21 protein-coding genes and 1 tRNA gene are annotated in these 18,587 nt (G+C 70.1%); 15 read left to right on the forward strand and 7 right to left on the reverse strand.

Going from position 1 to position 18,587, the window contains the following annotated elements:
- Positions 1 to 53: 53 nt before the first annotated feature.
- Positions 54 to 1,103: a LacI family DNA-binding transcriptional regulator gene (locus PIR02_05355; protein ID WZH38096.1), complete on the reverse strand. Its 1,050-nt coding sequence runs from the start codon at positions 1,101 to 1,103 to the stop codon at positions 54 to 56.
- Between the two features lie 78 nt (positions 1,104 to 1,181).
- On the opposite strand from PIR02_05355, the gene PIR02_05360 reads away from it, so the two are divergent.
- Complete coding sequence (locus PIR02_05360; protein ID WZH38097.1) at positions 1,182 to 2,420, forward strand: MFS transporter; 1,239 nt, start codon at positions 1,182 to 1,184, stop codon at positions 2,418 to 2,420.
- Here the strand turns inward: PIR02_05360 and PIR02_05365 are convergent.
- Complete coding sequence (locus PIR02_05365) at positions 2,417 to 3,895, reverse strand: hypothetical protein (GenBank protein ID WZH38098.1); 1,479 nt, start codon at positions 3,893 to 3,895, stop codon at positions 2,417 to 2,419. The genes PIR02_05360 and PIR02_05365 overlap by 4 nt on opposite strands.
- Positions 3,896 to 4,035: 140 nt before the next feature.
- Here PIR02_05365 and nucS point away from each other — a divergent pair, with 140 nt between their 5' ends.
- The 5 genes from nucS (at position 4,036) to PIR02_05390 (ending at position 9,209) form a co-directional block, all read left to right on the forward strand.
- A complete protein-coding gene (nucS, locus tag PIR02_05370; GenBank protein WZH38099.1) occupies positions 4,036 to 4,731 on the forward strand; it encodes an endonuclease NucS in 696 nt (231 codons plus the stop codon).
- A gap of 12 nt (positions 4,732 to 4,743) precedes the next feature.
- Positions 4,744 to 5,118 (forward strand): hypothetical protein, encoded by a 375-nt coding sequence (locus PIR02_05375; protein ID WZH38100.1) that lies wholly within the window; start codon positions 4,744 to 4,746, stop codon positions 5,116 to 5,118.
- Positions 5,119 to 5,202: 84 nt separating this feature from the next.
- Positions 5,203 to 5,916 carry an HAD hydrolase-like protein gene (locus tag PIR02_05380; GenBank protein WZH38101.1) on the forward strand — a complete coding sequence of 238 codons (714 nt, stop codon included), beginning with the start codon at positions 5,203 to 5,205 and terminating at the stop codon, positions 5,914 to 5,916.
- Entirely contained in the window at positions 5,909 to 7,111 is a 1,203-nt protein-coding gene (locus PIR02_05385; GenBank protein WZH38102.1) for a hypothetical protein, read from the forward strand. The genes PIR02_05380 and PIR02_05385 overlap by 8 nt, the downstream gene beginning before the upstream one ends.
- Positions 7,112 to 7,145: 34 nt before the next feature.
- Positions 7,146 to 9,209, forward strand: a complete 2,064-nt coding sequence (locus PIR02_05390) for a DUF2156 domain-containing protein (GenBank protein ID WZH38103.1) — start codon at positions 7,146 to 7,148, stop codon at positions 9,207 to 9,209.
- 60 nt (positions 9,210 to 9,269) lie between these two features.
- Here PIR02_05390 and PIR02_05395 read toward each other — a convergent pair whose 3' ends face one another.
- Positions 9,270 to 9,476: a cold-shock protein gene (locus PIR02_05395; protein ID WZH39081.1), complete on the reverse strand. Its 207-nt coding sequence runs from the start codon at positions 9,474 to 9,476 to the stop codon at positions 9,270 to 9,272.
- 329 nt (positions 9,477 to 9,805) lie between these two features.
- Here PIR02_05395 and PIR02_05400 point away from each other — a divergent pair, with 329 nt between their 5' ends.
- From PIR02_05400 to PIR02_05410, 3 genes are read left to right on the forward strand one after another with little or no spacing between them, the layout of a single operon-like run.
- Positions 9,806 to 10,414, forward strand: a complete 609-nt coding sequence (locus PIR02_05400; GenBank protein ID WZH38104.1) for a GntR family transcriptional regulator — start codon at positions 9,806 to 9,808, stop codon at positions 10,412 to 10,414.
- Positions 10,415 to 10,462: 48 nt separating this feature from the next.
- A complete protein-coding gene (locus PIR02_05405) occupies positions 10,463 to 10,891 on the forward strand; it encodes a GNAT family N-acetyltransferase (GenBank protein WZH38105.1) in 429 nt (142 codons plus the stop codon).
- 52 nt (positions 10,892 to 10,943) lie between these two features.
- Complete coding sequence (locus PIR02_05410) at positions 10,944 to 11,276, forward strand: hypothetical protein (GenBank protein ID WZH38106.1); 333 nt, start codon at positions 10,944 to 10,946, stop codon at positions 11,274 to 11,276.
- Here the strand turns inward: PIR02_05410 and PIR02_05415 are convergent.
- The 3 genes from PIR02_05415 to PIR02_05425 form a co-directional block, all read right to left on the reverse strand.
- Positions 11,273 to 11,410 (reverse strand): hypothetical protein, encoded by a 138-nt coding sequence (locus PIR02_05415; GenBank protein ID WZH38107.1) that lies wholly within the window; start codon positions 11,408 to 11,410, stop codon positions 11,273 to 11,275. The two genes, PIR02_05410 and PIR02_05415, sit on opposite strands and share 4 nt — an antisense overlap.
- A 39-nt stretch (positions 11,411 to 11,449) precedes the next feature.
- Positions 11,450 to 12,448, reverse strand: coding sequence for an endonuclease/exonuclease/phosphatase family protein (locus tag PIR02_05420; protein WZH38108.1), 999 nt, complete (start codon positions 12,446 to 12,448; stop codon positions 11,450 to 11,452).
- Positions 12,449 to 12,536: 88 nt separating this feature from the next.
- Positions 12,537 to 12,803, reverse strand: a complete 267-nt coding sequence (locus PIR02_05425; protein ID WZH38109.1) for a GlsB/YeaQ/YmgE family stress response membrane protein — start codon at positions 12,801 to 12,803, stop codon at positions 12,537 to 12,539.
- Between the two features lie 238 nt (positions 12,804 to 13,041).
- On the opposite strand from PIR02_05425, the gene PIR02_05430 reads away from it, so the two are divergent.
- Together PIR02_05430 and PIR02_05435 are read left to right on the forward strand one after the other, a co-directional pair.
- Positions 13,042 to 13,968, forward strand: a complete 927-nt coding sequence (locus PIR02_05430) for a DUF368 domain-containing protein (GenBank protein WZH38110.1) — start codon at positions 13,042 to 13,044, stop codon at positions 13,966 to 13,968.
- A 22-nt stretch (positions 13,969 to 13,990) separates the two neighbouring features.
- A complete protein-coding gene (locus tag PIR02_05435; GenBank protein ID WZH38111.1) occupies positions 13,991 to 14,281 on the forward strand; it encodes a hypothetical protein in 291 nt (96 codons plus the stop codon).
- Positions 14,282 to 14,397: 116 nt separating this feature from the next.
- Here the strand turns inward: PIR02_05435 and PIR02_05440 are convergent.
- Positions 14,398 to 14,481, reverse strand: a tRNA-Leu gene (locus PIR02_05440).
- A gap of 154 nt (positions 14,482 to 14,635) precedes the next feature.
- Here PIR02_05440 and PIR02_05445 point away from each other — a divergent pair.
- From PIR02_05445 to PIR02_05460, 4 genes are read left to right on the forward strand one after another with little or no spacing between them, the layout of a single operon-like run.
- Positions 14,636 to 15,373 carry a DUF3662 and FHA domain-containing protein gene (locus PIR02_05445; GenBank protein ID WZH38112.1) on the forward strand — a complete coding sequence of 246 codons (738 nt, stop codon included), beginning with the start codon at positions 14,636 to 14,638 and terminating at the stop codon, positions 15,371 to 15,373.
- Positions 15,370 to 15,906 carry an FHA domain-containing protein gene (locus PIR02_05450; GenBank protein ID WZH38113.1) on the forward strand — a complete coding sequence of 179 codons (537 nt, stop codon included), beginning with the start codon at positions 15,370 to 15,372 and terminating at the stop codon, positions 15,904 to 15,906. The genes PIR02_05445 and PIR02_05450 overlap by 4 nt, the downstream gene beginning before the upstream one ends.
- A 9-nt stretch (positions 15,907 to 15,915) precedes the next feature.
- Entirely contained in the window at positions 15,916 to 17,154 is a 1,239-nt protein-coding gene (locus tag PIR02_05455; protein WZH38114.1) for a protein phosphatase 2C domain-containing protein, read from the forward strand.
- Positions 17,151 to 18,551 carry an FtsW/RodA/SpoVE family cell cycle protein gene (locus tag PIR02_05460; GenBank protein ID WZH38115.1) on the forward strand — a complete coding sequence of 467 codons (1,401 nt, stop codon included), beginning with the start codon at positions 17,151 to 17,153 and terminating at the stop codon, positions 18,549 to 18,551. Before PIR02_05455 ends, PIR02_05460 begins: the two co-directional genes overlap by 4 nt.
- Positions 18,552 to 18,587: the final 36 nt, after the last annotated feature.

Below are 18,587 nucleotides of genomic sequence, written 5' to 3' on the forward strand. Positions count from 1 at the left end.
GGGGTGTCTCCTCTTATTCTACGCGGAGCATGAGTGTCCGCGCACCGCGAAGCTCATGTGCTACGCGGTGGAGCCGTCGTGGTCCCCTCGCGGAACGTGCACGCGAGGTCGAGACCGGAGGGCACATCGTCCTCCAGCATGGCGGCGACCGCCTCACCGGCGGCCCGGCCTTTCGCGGTCGCAGGCTGGACGAGCGTGGTCAACACGTGCGGGGCGAGACCGTCCACCACTACCCCGTCGAAGCCCGTGACGCTCACGTCCTGCGGCACCCGCAGACCCACCTCCTCGGCGGCGCGGATGACCCCCGCGGCGAGCAGGTCGCTCTGCGCGACCACGGCCGTCGGGCGGCGGGCGGCATCGGAGAAGAGCGTGCGCCCCGCGATCATCCCCTCGTCGATCGAGCTCGTCGCGGCGGCGAGCGCCGGGGCGTCGGGGAAGATCTGCCGCGCGCCGGCGAGCCGGTCGGCTGTGACGTCGACGCGGACCTCGGCGTCGGCCGTGACCCATCCGCGGCGCCGCGCGGTATCGGTCGGCAGGGTCACGATCACCACGTCGCGATGACCGAGATCCGCGATGTGCTGAGCCGCCTCGCGCTGCGCCTCGGTGTTGTCGAGGAGCACCCGGGGGATGCCCTCGCCCGCGTCGCCCTCGATGACGACGACCGGGATGCCGCGGGCGCGGACGATCTCGAGCGACTCGCGCATGCGCGGGCTGCAGCCGATCAGCACGGCGGCGTCGATGGGGGCGGTGTGCAGCGAGGGCTCGCTCACCGTCTCCCCGTCGTCGCGGAGGAGCAGCAGCGCGGCGCCCAGCCGGGAGACGCCGTCGGCGAGGCCATCCATCATGTGGGTGGTGACGGGGTCGAGGAACGCGGTGCCGAGGTGCTGATCGAACACGACGCCGACGATGCCCGAGCGACCTCGCCGAAGCGACGCGGCGCGCGGGTCGGGTCCGGTGTAGCCGAGACGCTCGGCGGCGGCGATGACGCGAGCGCGCGTCGCCTGCGATGTGGGCGTCTTCCCACTGAACACCACCGACGCGGTCGACGCGGAGACGCCCGCCTCTCGGGCGACGTCGCTGATGGTCGCGCGGCGCGTGCTCACGTCGTGATCGTACCCTCGTCGCGCGCTGTTTCCGAATCGATTCGATTCACGTCGAATCGATTCGTTAGGGTGGCAGACATGGACACCACCTTGACGCGCTCGCAGCTCGTGCGCTGGCACATCGCGATCTGTGCGATCTTCCTCGCGAGCGGCCTGAGCATCTCGACCTGGGCATCGCGGGTCCCGGCGATCCGCGAGTCGCTCGGCATCGAGAACTCCGGCGTGGGCCTGCTGCTGCTCGGTATGGGCGTGGCATCCATCATCGGTCTCTCCGTGGCCCCCGCCGTCCTCGCTCGCGTCGGCGCCCGCACCGGCATCCTGGTCGCGCTCGTGTTGGTCGGCATCGGTCTCGCCGTGATCGGCTTCGGCACCGACGGGCTGCAGCTGTTCGGCGTCGCCCTCGTGGGTCTCGCGCTGTTCGGCTTCGGCAACGGCGCGGTCGACGTGATGATGAACGTCGAGGGAGCGGCCCTCGAGAAGACGACGGGCCGCACGATCCTCCCCCTGCTGCACGCGTTCTTCAGCTTCGGCACCGTCATCGGAGCCGGCCTCGGATTCGTCGCGGTGAGCATGGGGATCCCCGTTCTCGCGCACTGCGTCGCGATGGGCATCGTGATCCTCGTGGTCGCCTTCGTCTCCGTCGCCAACCTCCCCGCGCGCGAGGCCGCGATGGACGCGCCCGCGGCCGAGGAGCGCGCGCACTGGCGCGAGCGTCTGGCCACCTCGCTGCAGGCGTGGCGGGAGCCGCGCACCTACACGCTCGGCGTCATCATGCTCGGTATGGCCTTCGCCGAGGGCAGCGCGAACGACTGGCTTCCGTCGGCCGTCGTGTACGGCCACGGTGCCCCCGAGGAGGCGGGGCCCGCGGTGCTGGCCGTCTTCTCCGTGGCGATGACGGTCGGTCGCCTCGCCGGAGGGCCGGTGGTCGATCGCCTCGGTCGAGTCGTGGTGCTGCGTGTGCTGGCAGCGACGGCCGCGGCCGGACTCCTGCTCTTCATCGTCGCGCCGTTCGGACCGCTCGTCTTCATCGGCGCGGCCCTCTGGGGTCTCGGCGCCTCACTCGGCTTCCCGATCGGCATGTCGGCGGCGGCCGACGACCCTGCGAAGGCGGCGTCCCGCGTCGCCGCAGCGGCCACGATCGGGTACGTCGCCTTCCTGTGCGGTCCTCCGATCCTGGGCTGGATCGGCGACCACATCGGTCTGCTGCCGACGCTGTTCATCGTGGTCGGGTTGATCGTGGCATCCGGGCTCTTCTCGGGGGCCGCGAAGCCGCTCGTCACGGCCGACGCGGAGCCCGAGAAGGCGCCACGCGGCTAACGGACCACCGCGGCCGTCGGCGTCGACGTCACGGTCTTGGACGTGTACCCGGTCTTCGCTCCCGTGACCGCGACGGTGATCTTCGCGCCGCGCTGAGCGGCGGTCGGGGTGAACGACGCCGAGGTCGCCCCACCGATCTTCGTCCCGTTCGCGAACCACTGATACCTCAGGGTCGACCCGTTCGTCCAGGTTCCGGGGATCGCCGTGAGCGGCGTGCCGATACGGGCGGTGCCACGGATCGTGGGAACGGGAGAGGTCAGGATGCCGACGGCCACCGCCGCCGTGGGCTTCGACGTCCTGGACACCGAGGTGTAGCCCGCGAGCTTTCCCGTCACCGTGACGGTGATGGTCTTGCCCTTCAGTGCAGCGCTCGGGGTGAACGACGCGGCGGTAGCCCCCCGTACCGCCGCGCCGTCGGCGGACCACTGATAGCTCAGCGTCGCGCCTCTCGCCCATGCCCCCGTTTTGACCGTCAACGCGCGTCCGACCCGGGCGGTACCCGAGATGGTCGGCGTCGACGAGGCGAGCTTCGGGGCCGCGGCCGCGGCCCAATCGAAAGTCAGACGCGTGAACGACCACACGCCGATGGAGACGGTTGCCGCGCGGGCGGGGTCGCTCGTCCCCTTCGCCGTCCCGTCGTAGTAGACGACCCGACCGTCGGTGTACTGCGCGCGTACGGTCACCTTCGTCCCCGCGGGACGGACGGTCTCGTTGTAGACCCCTCCGAGTCCGCCCCCGATGAGGGAGAGGTCCGTCTCGGCCTTCGTGGAGACATCCGTCGCCACGACACGCAGACGGCGCATGTCGACCGTCTCATCGAACATGAGCAGCTCGGTCGCGAGGCCCCCGCGCGCCACGCTGTAATCGATCGTGATGCCCGAGACGCTCTTGGCCGTCGCGTCGACGGCGATCTCGTACGGGGTGGGGGCGAACCATCCGTCCGGCAGCTCCATCCGGCTGAAGAGCGTGTACTTCGCGCCCGGGACATTCGAAATGCGGAACGTTCCCGCCTTCGGGTCGTACTGCACCTTGGCATCCGGGACGGGCACGCCACCGGCGGGAGTCGCGGAGACGACGACCGCCGACCGCTGCGCGGCCGTGGTGCGCGTGTCGAAGATCACCCGACCGCTGATCGTGACGGTCTTCGCCGCCGCCGAATCGCCCGTCTCAACCGGTGATGTCGGGACCGGGGCCGTCTCGACCGGGGTCGGGAGCGGAGCCGGCGCCGAGGAGGCCGTGGCCGACGGTGTCGGGGCGGGCGAGGTGGTCGTCACCGGAGGGACGGATGCCGTCGGCCCCGACGGCGTGGGGCCGAGAGCCGTGGGCGCGGGGCTGGACGCCGGCGTGGGAGCCGGGGTCTCGGCGGAGGCGGTCGCGGGAGCGGTGGTGACGATCCCTGCCACGAGAACGGCGGTGACGCCGAGGCCGACCGCGGCGCCGGCGCGCGCGAGTCCCGAGAAGAGCGACATGGGCATCCTTGGAGTCGAGGCCCCAGGATCGGGCCCACGTGCTCGTCACGCTAGAGATTCCGCCCGCTCGGAATCGGCCCGAACGGTATTTCCGAACGATTCCGAACAGCCCCGCGGCGCGACCGCGGGGCGATTAGGCTCGTCGGGTGCGTCTCGTCATCGCCCGTTGCTCCGTCGATTACACCGGCCGTCTCAACGCGCATCTTCCCCTCGCCACCCGTCTGCTCGTGCACAAGGGTGACGGCTCGCTGCTCGTGCATTCCGATGGCGGCTCTTACAAGCCGCTGAACTGGATGAGCCCGCCCTGCAGCCTCGTCCTCGAGGATCCCGACGAAGCCGACGTCGAAGACGGCGTCGTCGAGCGCTGGCGGGTCACGCACGCCAAGACCGGCGATGCCCTTCTCGTCCGCATCCACGAGGTGATCCACGACACCGCCCATGACCTGGGTGTCGATCCGGGTCTCATCAAGGACGGCGTCGAAGCCGACCTGCAGCGCCTGCTCGCGGAGCAGGTGTCGGTCGTCGGTGAAGGTCTGACGCTCGTCCGCCGCGAGTACCCCACCGCGATCGGTCCGGTCGACCTGCTGCTGCGCGACGACAACGGCGGCACGGTCGCCATCGAGGTCAAACGCCGCGGCGACATCGACGGCGTGGAGCAGCTCACCCGCTACCTCGAGCTGCTCAACCGCGACCCCCTGCTCGCGCCGGTCATCGGCGTGTACGCCGCCCAGGAGATCAAACCCCAGGCCCGCGTGCTCGCCACAGACCGCGGCATCCGGTGCCTCACCCTCGACTACGACGAGATGAAGGGCATCGATTCCGGGGCTCCGCGCCTGTTCTGACGGCCACGACCCGTGAGTGAGTACCTCGCCGCGTTCCGGCGCAGCGACCTGCGCTGGGAGGGGGAAGCAGACGGCATCGTCGAGTACGGCTGCGACCTCTTCCCCGGCGAGGATCGCGAGGTGGGCGTGTGGGTGAGCGGCCACGATCGGGCCTCGATCGACGCCGAGATCGTGCCGCTCGCCGAGAAGGCACTCGCCGATCTGGACAGCCTCGTCGACCTCGTGCCCCGTCCTCCTTCTCACCTCGCCGCGATCGCGGTCTCACCGGGGCGCGTGGCCTTGACCTTCTGGGAAGACGGCGTGAACAACGAATTCACCGCGTTGTTCTCTCCCCCACCCTCCGAGAGCGCGCCGCGGTGGTCTTTCGACGGCTTCGGCGCGACCTGACCGGACAGCTCAGCGCGTCCTCGCTCCCGCGGGTGACGGTCGCGCCCTGACGCTCGCGTCCGATCCCGCCGGTAGCGTGGACGTATGCCCGTGCGCTCCCCCTTCTCCTGTGTCCTGTGGGATGTCGACGGCACGCTCGTCGACGCGTCCGAAGGGATCCTCCGCCGGCTGACCATCACCCTCGAGCACTTCGGGCGCACTCCCCCGACACGCGGCGAGCTCTCGCGCTGGATCGGTCCGCCGATGTTCGAGTCGTTCCAGGTCAACGTCGGCATGACCGCCGAGCAGTCGACCGAAGCCGTCGCGTTCTACCGGGGCTTGAACAAGAGCGAGGGCTACACGGTCAGCGCGAAGCTGTATCCCGGCGTCGCCGACCTCGTGCACGACCTCCACGCCGCCGGGGTCCCCCAGTCCACCGCGAGCTCGAAGCCCGAGGTGCAGGTCGTGGCACTGATGGACCACTTCGGTCTCGCACCAGACCTCGAGGCCATCGTGGGCGCCTCTCTCGACGAACGCAGCCTCAGCGCCAAGTCCGACATCGTGCGCGAGGCGCTCCGCCGCCTCGAAGCCACCGGTGTCGACACCTCTCGTCCCGTCCTCATCGGCGATCGGCATCACGACGTCGAGGGTGGACAGGATGCCGAGGTGCCGGTGGTCTTCGTGCGCTGGGGGTTCAGTTGGCCCTACGAGGCCGACGGCGCACAGGCCGCGGTCGATGACGTCGACCAGTTGCGCGCCCTTCTGCTCGTCGCGGACGACGTCGCCGACGGCACCGAGAGCGTCGTCGCCGGTGTCTGACGTCACGTGGGCGGTCCCCACGGTGCTGGCCATCGTGGGAGCCCTCCTCGTGATCGCGGTCGTCGTGATCGTCGTCCGCGCCCGTCGGCGGTCTCCCCGCGCCCGCGCGGCCGCTGAGGCCGCCCGCGTCGCCGCCGCGGAGGCACTCCTGCGCCTCGACGACGCCGCCGCCGAGCTCGACATCGCGTTCGAGGCATCCGGTGCCCAGATCGACGCCGAGTCGACGAACGGCCTGCGCCGGGCGCGCGCGGCGGCCCTCCGTGCGCGCGACCGTGGCTTCGCGGACCTCGCGGCACTGACGACGTCGACGGAGATCCCCGCGCGACGCCGTCTCGAGGCCGAGAACCTCCGCGCGCAACTCGACGAGCACCGGGCGCGCATCGATGTCACGCGAGCCGATCTCGTTGCGTGGACGCGCGCCCACGGCACGCCCGCCGAGCGGGTGGAAGCGGCACGCGCCCGACGCGATGAGGTCGTCCGTACGGCGGGCGACCCCGCTCCCCTGATCGCCGCCCTGCGAGAGCGCTTCGCCGACGACGACTGGGGCGAGGCGGCTGACGCCGCTCGGGCCGCCGATGAGGCGCTGACCGAGGCCGATGTCGCCCTCGACGCGGCCCGCGCGGCCACCGACCCGACCGAGGTCGACCGTCTCGTGTACACCGCGACGGATGCCGTGCGCCGCACCGCGCGTCATCTTCGCGGGGTGGAAGACGCCCACCGCGTCGCCCTGCAGGCCGCCGAGAACGCCGAAAGCGAGGTCGCGGCCGCCCGCGAGGAGCTCGCCGCGGCCGTCGAGCTGGCCGCCGCGCGCCCCACCGAGTGCGCTCCCGATGCCGCTGCGCGACTGCGCGCCGCCGCCGCCGACCTCGAGGTGGCCGCGGCGGAGACGGCCCGCCGGCCGCGCGCCGCGATCGAGACGGTGGCTCGCGTCCGTGAGGTGCGTGACGAGGTGTTGGGCGATGCGCCCAGCCCGCGACGACGCCTCGAAGCCGCGCGCGCCGCGCTCCCGGGAACACTCGCATGCGCGCGGGCCGCTCTCGCCACCGCGGATGCGCGCCACGACGATCCGTCGATCGACGCGCGCCTGCATCTCGACGGCGCACGCCGCGAGCTCGCCGCAGCCCGCACGGCGACCGATGCGGGTCAGGCCCTCGCGAACGCCCGCGCGGCGTGGCGGGCAGCTTCCGAGCGCTGACGGGCACGGGCCCCGGTGCCCTATCGTGAGCGGCATGGGGGAGAACACCGCAGCCCGTCACGTGCTCCAGGTGATGCGTCGCGTGCCGGCCACGCTCGCGGTCGCGGGGCTCCTGCTCGTGGTCGGTGTCGTCGCGGCGGGTCTCTGGACCCCCTTCTCTTCCTCGGAGATCTTCCCGTCGGTCGCGTACGGTCTGCCGGCGCTGCAGGAGGGGCGGTGGTGGACTCCGATCACCGGCACGTTCTTCATCGACGCGCCCTGGGTGTATGCGCCGATCCTCATCGGACTCACCGGCATGGCGTACCTCGAGACGCGTCGCTGCTCCCGCGTGGCGGCGGGGTACTTCGCCGCCGGTCAGCTCGTCTCCGTGCTCGCCTCGGCTCTGTTCCTCTGGGCCGCGGCGTTCCTGCCCTGGCCGTGGGCGCAACAGCAGGCGGATGTTCTCGATGTCGGTCCCTCCGGCGGAGTCGTCGCGTGCATCGCCGCGGCCATCTCCCTGCTCCCCTCGCCGTGGCGTCTGCGCGCGTGGACCCTGCTCGTGGCAGCGCTGTCGGTGACGCTGATCTATTGGGGAACGCTGCCCGACCTCGAGCACGCGTTCGCCGTGGCCTTCGTGCTGGTGGTCGATCGGTCTCTGCGTCCACAGCGCGTGTCGGTGCGGGAACAGCGCCTCATCGCCTTCGTCGTCGTGGGCGCGCTCGGCGTGATCGAGATCCTCACATACCTGAGTCCGACGACCGGCCCCTTCGGCACGTCCGAACCGGTGTCGGGATCGTGGGTCGACGTCGCCGTCAACACCGTGCTCGTGCTCGTGGTCGCCACGGGCATCCGACGAGGCCGCCGGTGGGCCTGGGTCATCCTCGTCGCCTACGCCGCGCTCAACGCCGCCATCGTGCTGCTCCTCGCCGTGCTCGTGCTGCTCAGCGGCGCCCCGGGCGTCGAGGCGTTCCTCGGCGCGGACCTCACGATCACCCTCGCGTCGTCACTGCTGTGGACAGTCGCGTTCGTCTATCTCGTGCTCGTGCGTGCCGCGTTCCGTGCTCGCCCGAAGGCAGCCCTGGGCGACGCGCCCGCCCCGAGCGTCGATGACGTCAAAGACGAACTGCGGCGATCGGGCGGCGGCACCCTCTCCTGGATGACCACGTGGGAGGGAATGTCATACGCACGGTTCGGTCGCGGGATCGTGGCCTTCCAACGGCGCTCCGGCGTCGCTCTCGCCCTCGGCGACGCTCTCGGTCCGGAGTCCGTTCGAGCCGACACCGTGCGATCGTTCATCGACCGCGCCGAGGCGGCCGGGCTCGCGCCCTGCTTCTTCAGCGCAGGTTCGCAGACGCTCGCGGCCGTTCCCGACGACTGGCGGAGCATCGTCGTCGCCGATGACACGATCGTCGACCTGCCCGGACTGAAGTTCACCGGGAAAGCGTGGGGCGCCGTACGCACGTCGCTGAACCGCGCCGAGCGCGAGGGCATGACCTTCCGCTTGTCTCACCTCGCCGACGAGACCTGGGGCGTCCGCCAGCAGCTGCGCGCGATCTCCGACAGCTGGGTCGGCGAGAAAGGGCTGCCCGAGATGGGGTTCACCCTCGGCACCCTGCACGAGGCAGCTGATCCGGAGGTGCGTGTGGCGCTCGCGATCTCACCAGCCGGTGACGTCGACGGCTTCCTGTCGTGGCTTCCGGTCTACGGCGAGGGGCGCGTGCGCGGCTGGACCCTCGACCTGATGCGACGGCGCGACGGCGGCTTCGGTCCCGTGATGGAGTTCTTGATCGGGTCGTCGGCGCTGCAGTTCTCCGCCGAAGGCGCCGACGTGATGTCGCTTTCGGGCGCGCCGCTCGCCCACGAGTACGCTCCGGATGCCGGCCCCATCGCCGATCTGCAGAAGCGTATGGCCACGATGCTCGAGCCCGTGTACGGCTTCGCATCCCTGCACCGCTTCAAGCAGAAGTTCCAGCCGCGCTACGAGACGATGTACCTGCTCTATCGCGACGAGGCCGACCTCACGCGGATCGGCACGGCGCTTACGCGCGCGTTCCTGCCGCACGCGACCATCAGACAGTTCGCCGCCGCCGGCGTCGACCTCGTCCGACACGAGGAGTGACCGGGCGGGAACCGATGTCGTCCCGCCCGACCGGGTGAGTCCGGCGAAGCGGACCCGATGTCAGAGGGGCCGGATGTCCTCGGCCTGCAGGCCCTTCGGGCCCTGCGCGATCTCGAACTCGACGCGCTGGTTCTCTTCGAGCGAGCGATACCCGCCCGACTGGATCGCGCTGTAGTGCGCGAAGACGTCCTGACCGCCGTCATCGGGGGCGATGAAGCCGAAGCCCTTCTCCGCGTTGAACCATTTGACCGTGCCCTGCGTGCTCATCGACATGCCGTTTTCCGCTTGAGCCGGCGCCGAGCGCACCGGACTTGCCCCCAAAGTAATGCCCTCGCAAGAACGGGGCGCAAACCCGTGACACAAATGTTGCACGTTCCGAAAGACGGGGAAAGAAATGGCAATTCGCCTGAAGCCCATACGACGCCCGGGCTGAGCAGAGCTCGAAGCCCGGGCGTCGACGGATCCCCCCGGATATGTCACGCGAGGCGTGACGAGATGACATTACAGCCGCGGATGGCCTCTGCGCGACACGAAAGCTGTGAATATGTAACGCAAAGTCGGAGTCTGTGATACTCGCGCGACGTAAACTCCGCGTGATGAGCGCTCCACGGTCCCGGTTCGCCCTCGTCGACGAAGCCTATGCGGCCCTCGGCGAGGCGATCGTCGACGGGCGTCTGAGGCCGGGAGATCGCCTCCGCGACGTCGAATTGGCGGCTCACATGGGCATCTCGCGAACCCCCGTGCGAGAGGCCCTGCAGAAACTCGAACGCATCGGTCTCGTCGAGGTCGCGGCCAATCGCTACACGCGTGTCTCCGCCCTGACGGACCGTGCACGTCACGACATGCGCGAGTACGCCGCCCACAACATCGCGTCCGCCCTGCGCGTCGCCCTCCCGCGCTGCACCCCCGACGAGCTCGACACTGCTCTTCACCATGTGGATGCCATGCGTGACGCCGCGTCGTCTCGCGACTACGTCGATGCCGTCCTGGCGTTGTACGCCCTCGCCGTGCGGTGCTCGCACAACGTCGCCTTCCAGAGGACCCTCGAGCAGACCGATCTGGTTCTGCGCCGCAACCTCGAGGGGTGGCAGAGCGTCGCAGATGACACGCGGACGCCCCTGTTCACCCACCTCCGCACCCAGCTCCGCGAGCGCGACGCCAACGGTGCGACGTGGACCTTCCTCGCCCTGCACGGTTTTGCCTGACCGCGCAAGCTGAGGATCGCGCGCCGTCCCGCGCAGTACCGTGGCGCCATGGCCCACATCGACCTGCGCGAGCTGAACGACGATGACAGGGATGCCGTCTTCGCCGCCGTCCGTGACAGTGCCTCCTCCTGGCCCCGTGCCGCGCTCGGCAACCGCGCGGCCTTCGATGCCTGGGTCGACGAAGACCGCGTGACGGCGCGCACCGTGTTCGCCGATGACGATGTGGTCGGCATGGCGGCCGCGCTCGACGTCGACGGCGACCGCGAGATCCTGCTCGCCCTCACCCCCGGTGCAGACGACGATGTGGCGACCGAAGCCCTCCGCCTTCTGACCGTGCTGGAACCCGAGCGACCGCTCTACGCCTGCGTCGCGGCCGACGACGATCCCTCCCATTCCGTGCTCGCCGCCCTGGGCTTCGTCGAGCACACACGCGACGAAGCCGACATCGTCTACGTGCTGCCTCCGACCCTGGAGTGACGACGCTCCTGGATCGTTGACCGATCTGGACATCCGTGTTCGGATGGGTGAGATGACGTCATCGTGGATCGTCCTGGCCGTCGCTCTCGTTCTCGCCGGCGGTGGATTGTGGTGGTGGTCGATCGTCCTGACCCTTCGCGCCTACCGCGGCGAGCGCTTCTCGTTCTGGGTGAACCCGCGCAAGGCACCGGGCCGCGCGGTCGCGGCGCGCGCGTTCGGTGCGGGCCTCCTCGTGCTCGGCATCGGCCTGGTGCCGTGGACCGCGCTGGCTCTCCCGGCATGGGCGGCCTCCGTGTTCGCGGGCGTCGGGGGCGCGCTGCTCCTGTTCCTGCCGTACGTCGCTTCCGTGGTCGGGCACAACCGCCGCGTCGACAGCGCCGCCTAGTTCGGCTCTTCGCTCTCTTCGAGCGTCTCGTCAGCGTCGACCGACGTGTCGTCCGTGGTGCTGTCCTCCTCCGCCGCGGCGGCCTGCTGGGCGGCGAGGGCGTACGCCTCTTCTTCTCTGCGCTTCTCCGACATGACGCCCAACCTAAGCGGGTGCCGACGGCCGCGTAAAGGTCAGCGCCGCGAGAGGGTGGCGACGATCGGCCTGTGGTCGCTGCCCGCCCCGTCGAAATCGGTCCGCACCTCGAAGCCGCGCACCTCCCAGGCCGACCCGACGAGCACGTGATCGATCGGCGCGGCCAACCCCGTCGGCAGACGGACGGGCCAGGTTCCGATCGCGGCCGCGCCCGCCTCTGCCGCGGCATCCCGGCACTCCCCGACCGTCCCGTCCCCCCGGCCGAGCCCCGCGAGGTGGTCGAGCGTGGAGTTGAGGTCTCCCGCGAGGATGACATCGGGACTCGCGCACTGCGCGGCCACCCAGTCCATCCCCTCGGTCCACTCCGACATGATGAGCGGCAACGGCGGCAGCGGGTGCGCGGCGACGATCGTCGGTCCGCTGCCGTCCTGGGGCCGGAAGACACCGCTGGGCACCCCGGGCGTCGAGCCGGCCGACGCGTCGAGGACGTATGGTCCCAACGCGGTCGCGGTGAGGAGCGTCGTGGGCACCGGATCGTCGCCGGGCGCCGCATCGAGCGTCGCCGCCGACATGTCGATCCCCTCCCGGGCGAGGATGCCGACGACCTCCGCGGCCGCGACGTCGTCGGTCTCGGGGAGGCTGACGACGTCGGCACCCGTCTCCCGCACGAGTCGGGCGATGCTCTCGGACGACGCGCCACCGCCGTAGGCGTTCCAGGCCACCACGACGAGATCACCCTCCGCGGCCGGCGAGCCACCCCCGCGCGCCAGAAGAACCGCGCCGTTGCCGAGCGATGCCGCGGCGAGCGCGATCGCGAGACCGGCGGCGACACCCCACCGACGCCGCAGGACGGCGACGACCACCGCGACCACCGCCAGAGCGGCGAACACGAGAGCCAGGATGCCGCGGAACGGGATCAGCTGGGCGACGACCTGCAGCCTCTGCGCACCGACGACCTGCGGCCAGACCGCGAGCACGGCGAGTGCACCGCCCGCGACGAGCGTGATCGGGAACGCGGCACGTCGAGGGGTCGGCATCCGTCCCAGTAAACAGGGTGCCCCGGTGAAGGGCGTACACGACGAAGGCCCGAGGCGCGGTTCCCCCGCCCCGGGCCTTCGGGTGTGGTCAGCGCGCGGTGCGGCGACCGACGATGAAGCCGTAGATCAGCAGCACGATGATCGAGCCGCCGATGGCCAGCAGCCACGTCTGGATGGAGAAGAAGTCCTCCAGCGGGGCGTTGAACAGGACACTGCCGAGGAAGCCGCCCAGCAGGGCACCGACGACGCCGAGGAGGAGCGTGACGAGCCAGCCTCCACCCTGCTTGCCGGGCAGGATCAGCTTGGCGATAGCGCCGGCGATGAGGCCGAGGAGAAGAAATCCGAAGAATCCCATGACGTGTCCTTACGTGCGAGTGTGAACCGAAACCGCGCGAACGCGGTATCTCGTACACTCAGCTTCCTCCCAGAATGTCCGACGGCCAGGTGGGTTGCGCAGCGGGCATTCGTCTGGTTCAGGAAGGCTCGATAAGCGACCCCGGGGACGGAACACGAATCCGCGGCCGCGCTTCACCGGGTCCCGGCCATACGGCGCGGGTTTGTCGCCCGACTGCCCGTCGCTTAGCGTGGATCGAATGGCCGACACCCTTGCCGACCGACGTTCGCCCCTCCGCCCCGCTGTCGATGTGGTGCGCGGTGCGCTGATCGGGGCGGTGGAAGTCATCCCGGGGGTGAGCGGCGGCACGGTCGCGTTGATCGTCGGCGTCTACGCCACTCTCATCGACGCGGCCAGCCACGTCGTGCGCGGCACGGTCGCCCTGACCGACCTCGTGCGCGGGCGCGGGCTGACGCGCAGCACCCGCCACTTCCGCGCCGTGCGCTGGCGGGTGGTGGCACCCGTGCTCATCGGGATGGTCGTCGCGGTCGTTCTCGGCGCGCGCATCCTCGCTCCCCTGGTCCAGCAGTTCCCGAGCGAGACGCGCGCGGTGTTCGGCGGCATGATCGCGGCATCCCTCCTCATCCCGATCCGACTGCTGGGGCGCGAGTGGACGTGGCGACTCGGCCTCGTCGCCGCGGTCGCCGCGGGGGCGGCCTTCGTCGTGACGGGTCTGCCGTCGAGTTCCGTCGACGACCCGTCGCTCGTCGTCGTCGCGCTCGCGGCGTCGGTGGCCGTCTGTGCTCTCGTGCTCCCGGGGCTGTCAGGGGCGTTCCTACTCCTGGTGTTCGGTCTGTACGAGACCACGCTGGTCGCCCTGAACGAACGCGATGTGCCGTACATCCTCGCGTTCGCGATCGGCGCCGTGATCGGGCTCAGCCTCTTCGTCAATGTGCTGCGCGTCCTCCTGGCTCGATTCCACGCGGGCATGCTCGCCCTGATGACCGGGCTGATGCTCGGTTCGCTCCGCGCGCTCTGGCCCTGGCAAGACGACGCCGGCCTCGCCGTCGCCCCGTCGGGAGAGGTCGCCACCACCCTGTTGCTCGCCCTGGCCGGTGCCGCGGTGGTGCTGCTCGTGGTCTGGATGCAAGCGCGTCTGACGCGGCGGTCGCTACGCTCGGGGTGAAACGCTGAGGGGGAGGCGGATCATGGATGCCACGACGGCACGCACTCGGCCGATCGACGGCAAGGCGATCGCGGCGTTCATGCTGGGGGTCGGGGCCGCACTGACGTCGTCCTGGTGGCCGGCGGCGGCTGTGCTCGCGGTCGCCGCGATCAGTGTCGCCCTCGCTTCCCGCCGCGCTCTGAAAGCCGACCCGCAGCTGCGCGGTGTGTGGCTCGGCCTCGGCGGCTTCCTCATCGCCGTCGTGACGCTGATCGTGACGTTCGGCCCGACGCTCCTGGCCTGGTTCGTGTTCCTCCTGGCCCCTCCGGGCTGACGCGGCGCGCGGAGTCTCCGGCGGCGTGGGCCCAACCCCGGACAAGTTCCAAGCCCTCCCCCTCGCGCACACATGAGAAAGACCCCCGGGATGAACCCGGGGGTCTTTCTCATGTGTGCGCGAGGGGGGACTTGAACCCCCACGCCCGTGAAGGCACTGGCACCTGAAGCCAGCGCGTCTACCTATTCCGCCACTCGCGCGTGCGCGGCATCCAAGATGCCACGCGACCAACTTCCCGAGAATATCACGGCGGCGTCGGACCGGCGAAACGCGCCCCCCGAGAGCCGCATCCATGACCTGCTCAGCCGCCCTGACTACGATGTGGCTACTGGTCTGCCTGCCCGAAGGAGTCTCGTGGGACTACTCGACAGTTTCGAGAAGGGTCTCGAACGCGCCGTCAATGGTGCGTTCGCGAAGACCTTCCGCAGCGGCATCCAGCCGGTGGAGATCGCGTCGGCTCTGCGCAGCGAGCTCGACAAGAAGGCCGTCGTGGTCACCCGCGACCGCATCCTCGCGCCCAACACGTTCGCGGTGCGCCTCTCGCCCGCCGACGACGAGAAGATGAGCGCCCTGGGGTCGACCCTCGTGACCGAGCTCACCACGCTCGTGAAGAAGCACGCGAGCACGCAGGGCTACTCGTTCGCGGGCCCCCTCGTCATCTCGATCGAACGCGACGACTCCCTGTCGACCGGAACCCTCCGCGTCGACTCGCAGACCAGCGAAGGCCAGGTCTCGTGGCGCGGGGTCGTCGACATCGACGGCACGCGGCACGAACTCACCCGTGCCCGCACGGTCATCGGGCGCGGCAGCGACGCCGACATCACGATCCCCGACGCCGGCACCAGCCGCAAGCACGTCGAGATCCTCTGGGACGGCGAGCGCGCCATGGTCCGCGACCTCGGCTCGACCAACGGCACGACACTCAACGGCCGTAAGGTGTCAGAAGCCGCCCTACCGCCCGATTCGACCATCTCCATCGGTCGCACCACGATCGTGTTCCGTGTGGTGGCCACGGCGCAGCCGGCGCGACGAGCGGCGGCATCCGACGCCACGCGCATCTTCGACGTTCGGGAGCGGGGGCCCCTGTCATGAGTCCGTTGACTCTTCTGCTTCTGCAGGGCGGCTTCCTCGTCCTCCTGTGGTTCTTCGTCTTCGGGGTGGTCTACTCCCTGCGCGCCGACCTGTTCGGCGTCAAGGTGCGCAAGTTGCCCGAGCCCGCGGCATCCGCTCCGGCCACTCCCGCACCGGTCGCCTCGCCCGACGCCGTGACGACGCAGGTCAAGCGTCCGGCCGCTCCGGCAGCCGCGCCCGCCGGTGGTCTCGCGACCACCGACACGGTGTCGCGCATCGTCATCACGAGCGGGCCGAAGGTGGGGCTCGAACTCCCCCTCGGCACGGAGCCCCTCACGATCGGGCGATCGAGCGAGTCGGGCCTCGTCGTCCGCGACGACTACACCTCCAGCCACCACGCGCGCCTCGTGCTGTGGGGTAACCAGTGGATGCTGCAAGACCTCGACTCCACCAACGGCACCACGCACGACGGGGTGCGCGTGGCATCCCCGGTGCAGGTGAAGGTCGGCGCCCCCATCAAGGTGGGCGCGACGACCTTCGAGCTGAGGAAGTAACCCTCCTCCATGGTCTTTCAGGGCTCGAGCGCCGCCATCTCCCACACGGGCAAGGTGCGCTCCAACAATCAGGATTCGGGCTACTCCGGCTCGAATCTCTTCGTGGTCGCCGACGGCATGGGCGGTCACGCGGGCGGTGATGTCGCGTCGAGCCTCGCGATCCACCGCATGACCGAGCTGGACCAGCCGTTCTCGACCCCCGCAGAGGCCGAGCAGGCCCTCCGCGACGCGCTCTCCGACACCGCGGCGGAGCTCATCGACACCGTCGCCCGCCGCCCCGAGCTCGCCGGTATGGGCACGACGGTCAGCGCGCTGATCATGGTCGACGACTACGCCGTCATCGGGCACATCGGCGACTCGCGCATCTACCTCTACCGCGACGGCGAGCTCACCCAGATCACCACCGACCACACGTTCGTGCAGCGCCTGGTCGACTCCGGACGCATCACCCCCGAAGAGGCGCGGTACCACCCGCGACGCTCGGTGCTCATGCGCGTGCTCGGCGACATGGATCCCGATCCCGAGATCGACACGTTCATCATGCCGACGCAGGACGGCGATCGATGGCTGCTGTGCTCGGACGGGCTCTCCGGCGTCGTCGACGACACGCACACCGACCGCACGCTCGCGCTCGGGATGCCGCCCGCCCGCACCGCCGACGCCCTCCTGAAGCAAGCGCTCGACGGAGGGGCACCCGACAACGTCACCGTCGTGATCGTCGACGTCGGTGGTCAGCATCCCGTGTTCATCGGCACCCCGACCATCGTGGGCTCGGCCCTCAACCCGAGCGGTGTGGTGGTCCCCGCCGGCCGCCCGGCACGCTCCAACTGGCTGCACCCGGTGCGTCAGGCGGCGAACGAGCCCACGCACTTCGAACCCGCGGCCGAGTTCCTCGAGGAGCTGATCGAAGAAGACCGCCGGCGAGCCCGCCGTCGACGCCTCGGCTGGCTGGCGGCGCTGGTACTGGTGCTCGCCGGCATCGGCCTGGCCCTCTTCGCCGGCTACAACTGGACGCAGACCCGGTACTACGTCGGCGCCGACGAGAACTCCGTCGTCATCTATCGCGGCATCCAGCAGTCGATCGGGCCGATCTCGCTGTCGTCGGTGTACGAAGACACGAACATCGTGCTCGCCGACCTCTCCGACTTCGACCGGCAGACGGTGGAAGCCACCATCTCCGCGCGCTCCCTCTCGGACGCCGAGCTCATCGTCGATCGACTGCGCCCGAGCGAGGAGGCCGGCGGATGACCGATCAGAAGCTGACCCGCGACAACGCCGTGTCCACCGACACGGCCGTCATGCGCGCGCTGAAGAAGATCCGCGTCCCCGCCACGCAACGCAACCGCGAACTCGGGCTCCTGCTCTTCGCGATCGTCGTCTACGGCGCCGCTCTCGTGCTCGTCCAGCTGGGAGTGAACGGCACGGTCGAATCCGGCTTCCTCACGCTCGCCAGCGTCCCGGCGGTCCTCGCGCTGATCCTGCACGTGGTGCTGCGTCTGCGCGCCCGTGACGCCGACCCCTTCGTCCTCCCGATCGCCACGGTGCTCACGGGGATCGGGATCGCGATGATCTACCGGATCGACCTCGCGGTACGCCTGGAGGGCTGGGATGCCACCTCCAACCGCCAGATCGCGTGGGCGGCCATCGCTCTGGTCGCGGCCCTCGCCGTCGTCCTCTTCGTGCGCAACTACCGCGTGCTCTTCCGGTACACCTACCTGTCGGGCCTCATCGGCATCCTGCTGCTCCTACTGCCGTTCGTCCCGGGTCTGGGGACCGAGCAGAACGCCGACGTGTGGGTGTCGCTGGGCTTCGTGTCGTTCCAGCCGGGTGAGCTCGCGAAGATCTGCCTCGCGATCTTCTTCGCGGGCTACCTGGTGCGCACCCGCGAGAGCCTCACCTCGACCGGAACGCGCTTCCTCTTCATGACCTGGCCGCGTGCGCGCGAGCTCGGCCCGCTGCTGATCATCTGGCTCGTGTCCCTCGGCATCATCGTGCTCCAGCGCGACCTCGGCACGGGCCTGCTCATCTTCGGCATGTTCGTCGCGATGCTCTACGTCGCCACCGGCAAGACGAGCTGGGTACTGATCGGTGTCATCCTCGCCGCGACCGGCGCCTTCCTGGCATCCCGTGTCTTGCCCTACGTCAACGGACGCTTCGCCAACTGGCTCGACGCCTTCAACCCCGAGATCGTGAACCGGGACGGCGGGAGCTACCAGCTCGTGCAGGGCATCTTCGGCCTGTCGCACGGCGGACTGTTCGGCACGGGACTCGGGCAGGGCCGGCCGTACATCACGCCCCTGTCGCAGAGCGACTACATCGTGCCGAGCCTCGGAGAAGAACTGGGCCTGGTCGGACTGTTCGCGATCCTCGCGCTGTACATGGTGTTCGCGAGCCGCGGCATCCGGATCGGTCTGGCCGGTCAGGACGACTTCGGCAAGCTCCTGGCCACGGGCTTCTCGTTCACCATCGCCCTGCAGGTGTTCATCATGGTCGGCGGAGTGACCCGGGTGATCCCGCTGACCGGCCTGACCACGCCGTTCCTCGCCGCCGGCGGTTCGTCGCTCGTGGCGAACTGGATCATCGTGGCGTTCCTCCTCCGGATCTCGGATGCCGTGCGCAGCCGCCCCCGGGTGGTGATCGGTTGATGACGACCACGACCGCGCCCCTCAGCGCTCCCCGAC

Origin of the sequence: Microbacterium enclense, assembly GCA_038182865.1 — a bacterium.
In the GTDB taxonomy this organism is placed as follows: domain Bacteria; phylum Actinomycetota; class Actinomycetes; order Actinomycetales; family Microbacteriaceae; genus Microbacterium; species Microbacterium enclense_B.

Excerpts from the sequence above, each read along its gene's own strand:
- PIR02_05460 (WZH38115.1), top strand. The coding sequence starts at position 17,151 with ATGACCGATCAGAAGCTGACCCGCGACAACGCCGTGTCCACCGACACG.
- PIR02_05360 (WZH38097.1), top strand. The coding sequence starts at position 1,182 with ATGGACACCACCTTGACGCGCTCGCAGCTCGTGCGCTGGCACATCGCG.
- PIR02_05390 (WZH38103.1), top strand. The coding sequence starts at position 7,146 with ATGGGGGAGAACACCGCAGCCCGTCACGTGCTCCAGGTGATGCGTCGC.
- PIR02_05450 (WZH38113.1), top strand. The coding sequence starts at position 15,370 with ATGAGTCCGTTGACTCTTCTGCTTCTGCAGGGCGGCTTCCTCGTCCTC.
- PIR02_05380 (WZH38101.1), top strand. The coding sequence starts at position 5,203 with ATGCCCGTGCGCTCCCCCTTCTCCTGTGTCCTGTGGGATGTCGACGGC.
- PIR02_05395 (WZH39081.1), bottom strand. The coding sequence starts at position 9,476 with ATGAGCACGCAGGGCACGGTCAAATGGTTCAACGCGGAGAAGGGCTTC.
- PIR02_05405 (WZH38105.1), top strand. The coding sequence starts at position 10,463 with ATGGCCCACATCGACCTGCGCGAGCTGAACGACGATGACAGGGATGCC.
- PIR02_05455 (WZH38114.1), top strand. The coding sequence starts at position 15,916 with ATGGTCTTTCAGGGCTCGAGCGCCGCCATCTCCCACACGGGCAAGGTG.
- PIR02_05420 (WZH38108.1), bottom strand. The coding sequence starts at position 12,448 with ATGCCGACCCCTCGACGTGCCGCGTTCCCGATCACGCTCGTCGCGGGC.
- PIR02_05400 (WZH38104.1), top strand. The coding sequence starts at position 9,806 with ATGAGCGCTCCACGGTCCCGGTTCGCCCTCGTCGACGAAGCCTATGCG.
- PIR02_05435 (WZH38111.1), top strand. The coding sequence starts at position 13,991 with ATGGATGCCACGACGGCACGCACTCGGCCGATCGACGGCAAGGCGATC.
- PIR02_05430 (WZH38110.1), top strand. The coding sequence starts at position 13,042 with ATGGCCGACACCCTTGCCGACCGACGTTCGCCCCTCCGCCCCGCTGTC.
- PIR02_05425 (WZH38109.1), bottom strand. The coding sequence starts at position 12,803 with ATGGGATTCTTCGGATTTCTTCTCCTCGGCCTCATCGCCGGCGCTATC.
- PIR02_05410 (WZH38106.1), top strand. The coding sequence starts at position 10,944 with ATGACGTCATCGTGGATCGTCCTGGCCGTCGCTCTCGTTCTCGCCGGC.
- PIR02_05365 (WZH38098.1), bottom strand. The coding sequence starts at position 3,895 with ATGCCCATGTCGCTCTTCTCGGGACTCGCGCGCGCCGGCGCCGCGGTC.
- PIR02_05415 (WZH38107.1), bottom strand. The coding sequence starts at position 11,410 with ATGTCGGAGAAGCGCAGAGAAGAAGAGGCGTACGCCCTCGCCGCCCAG.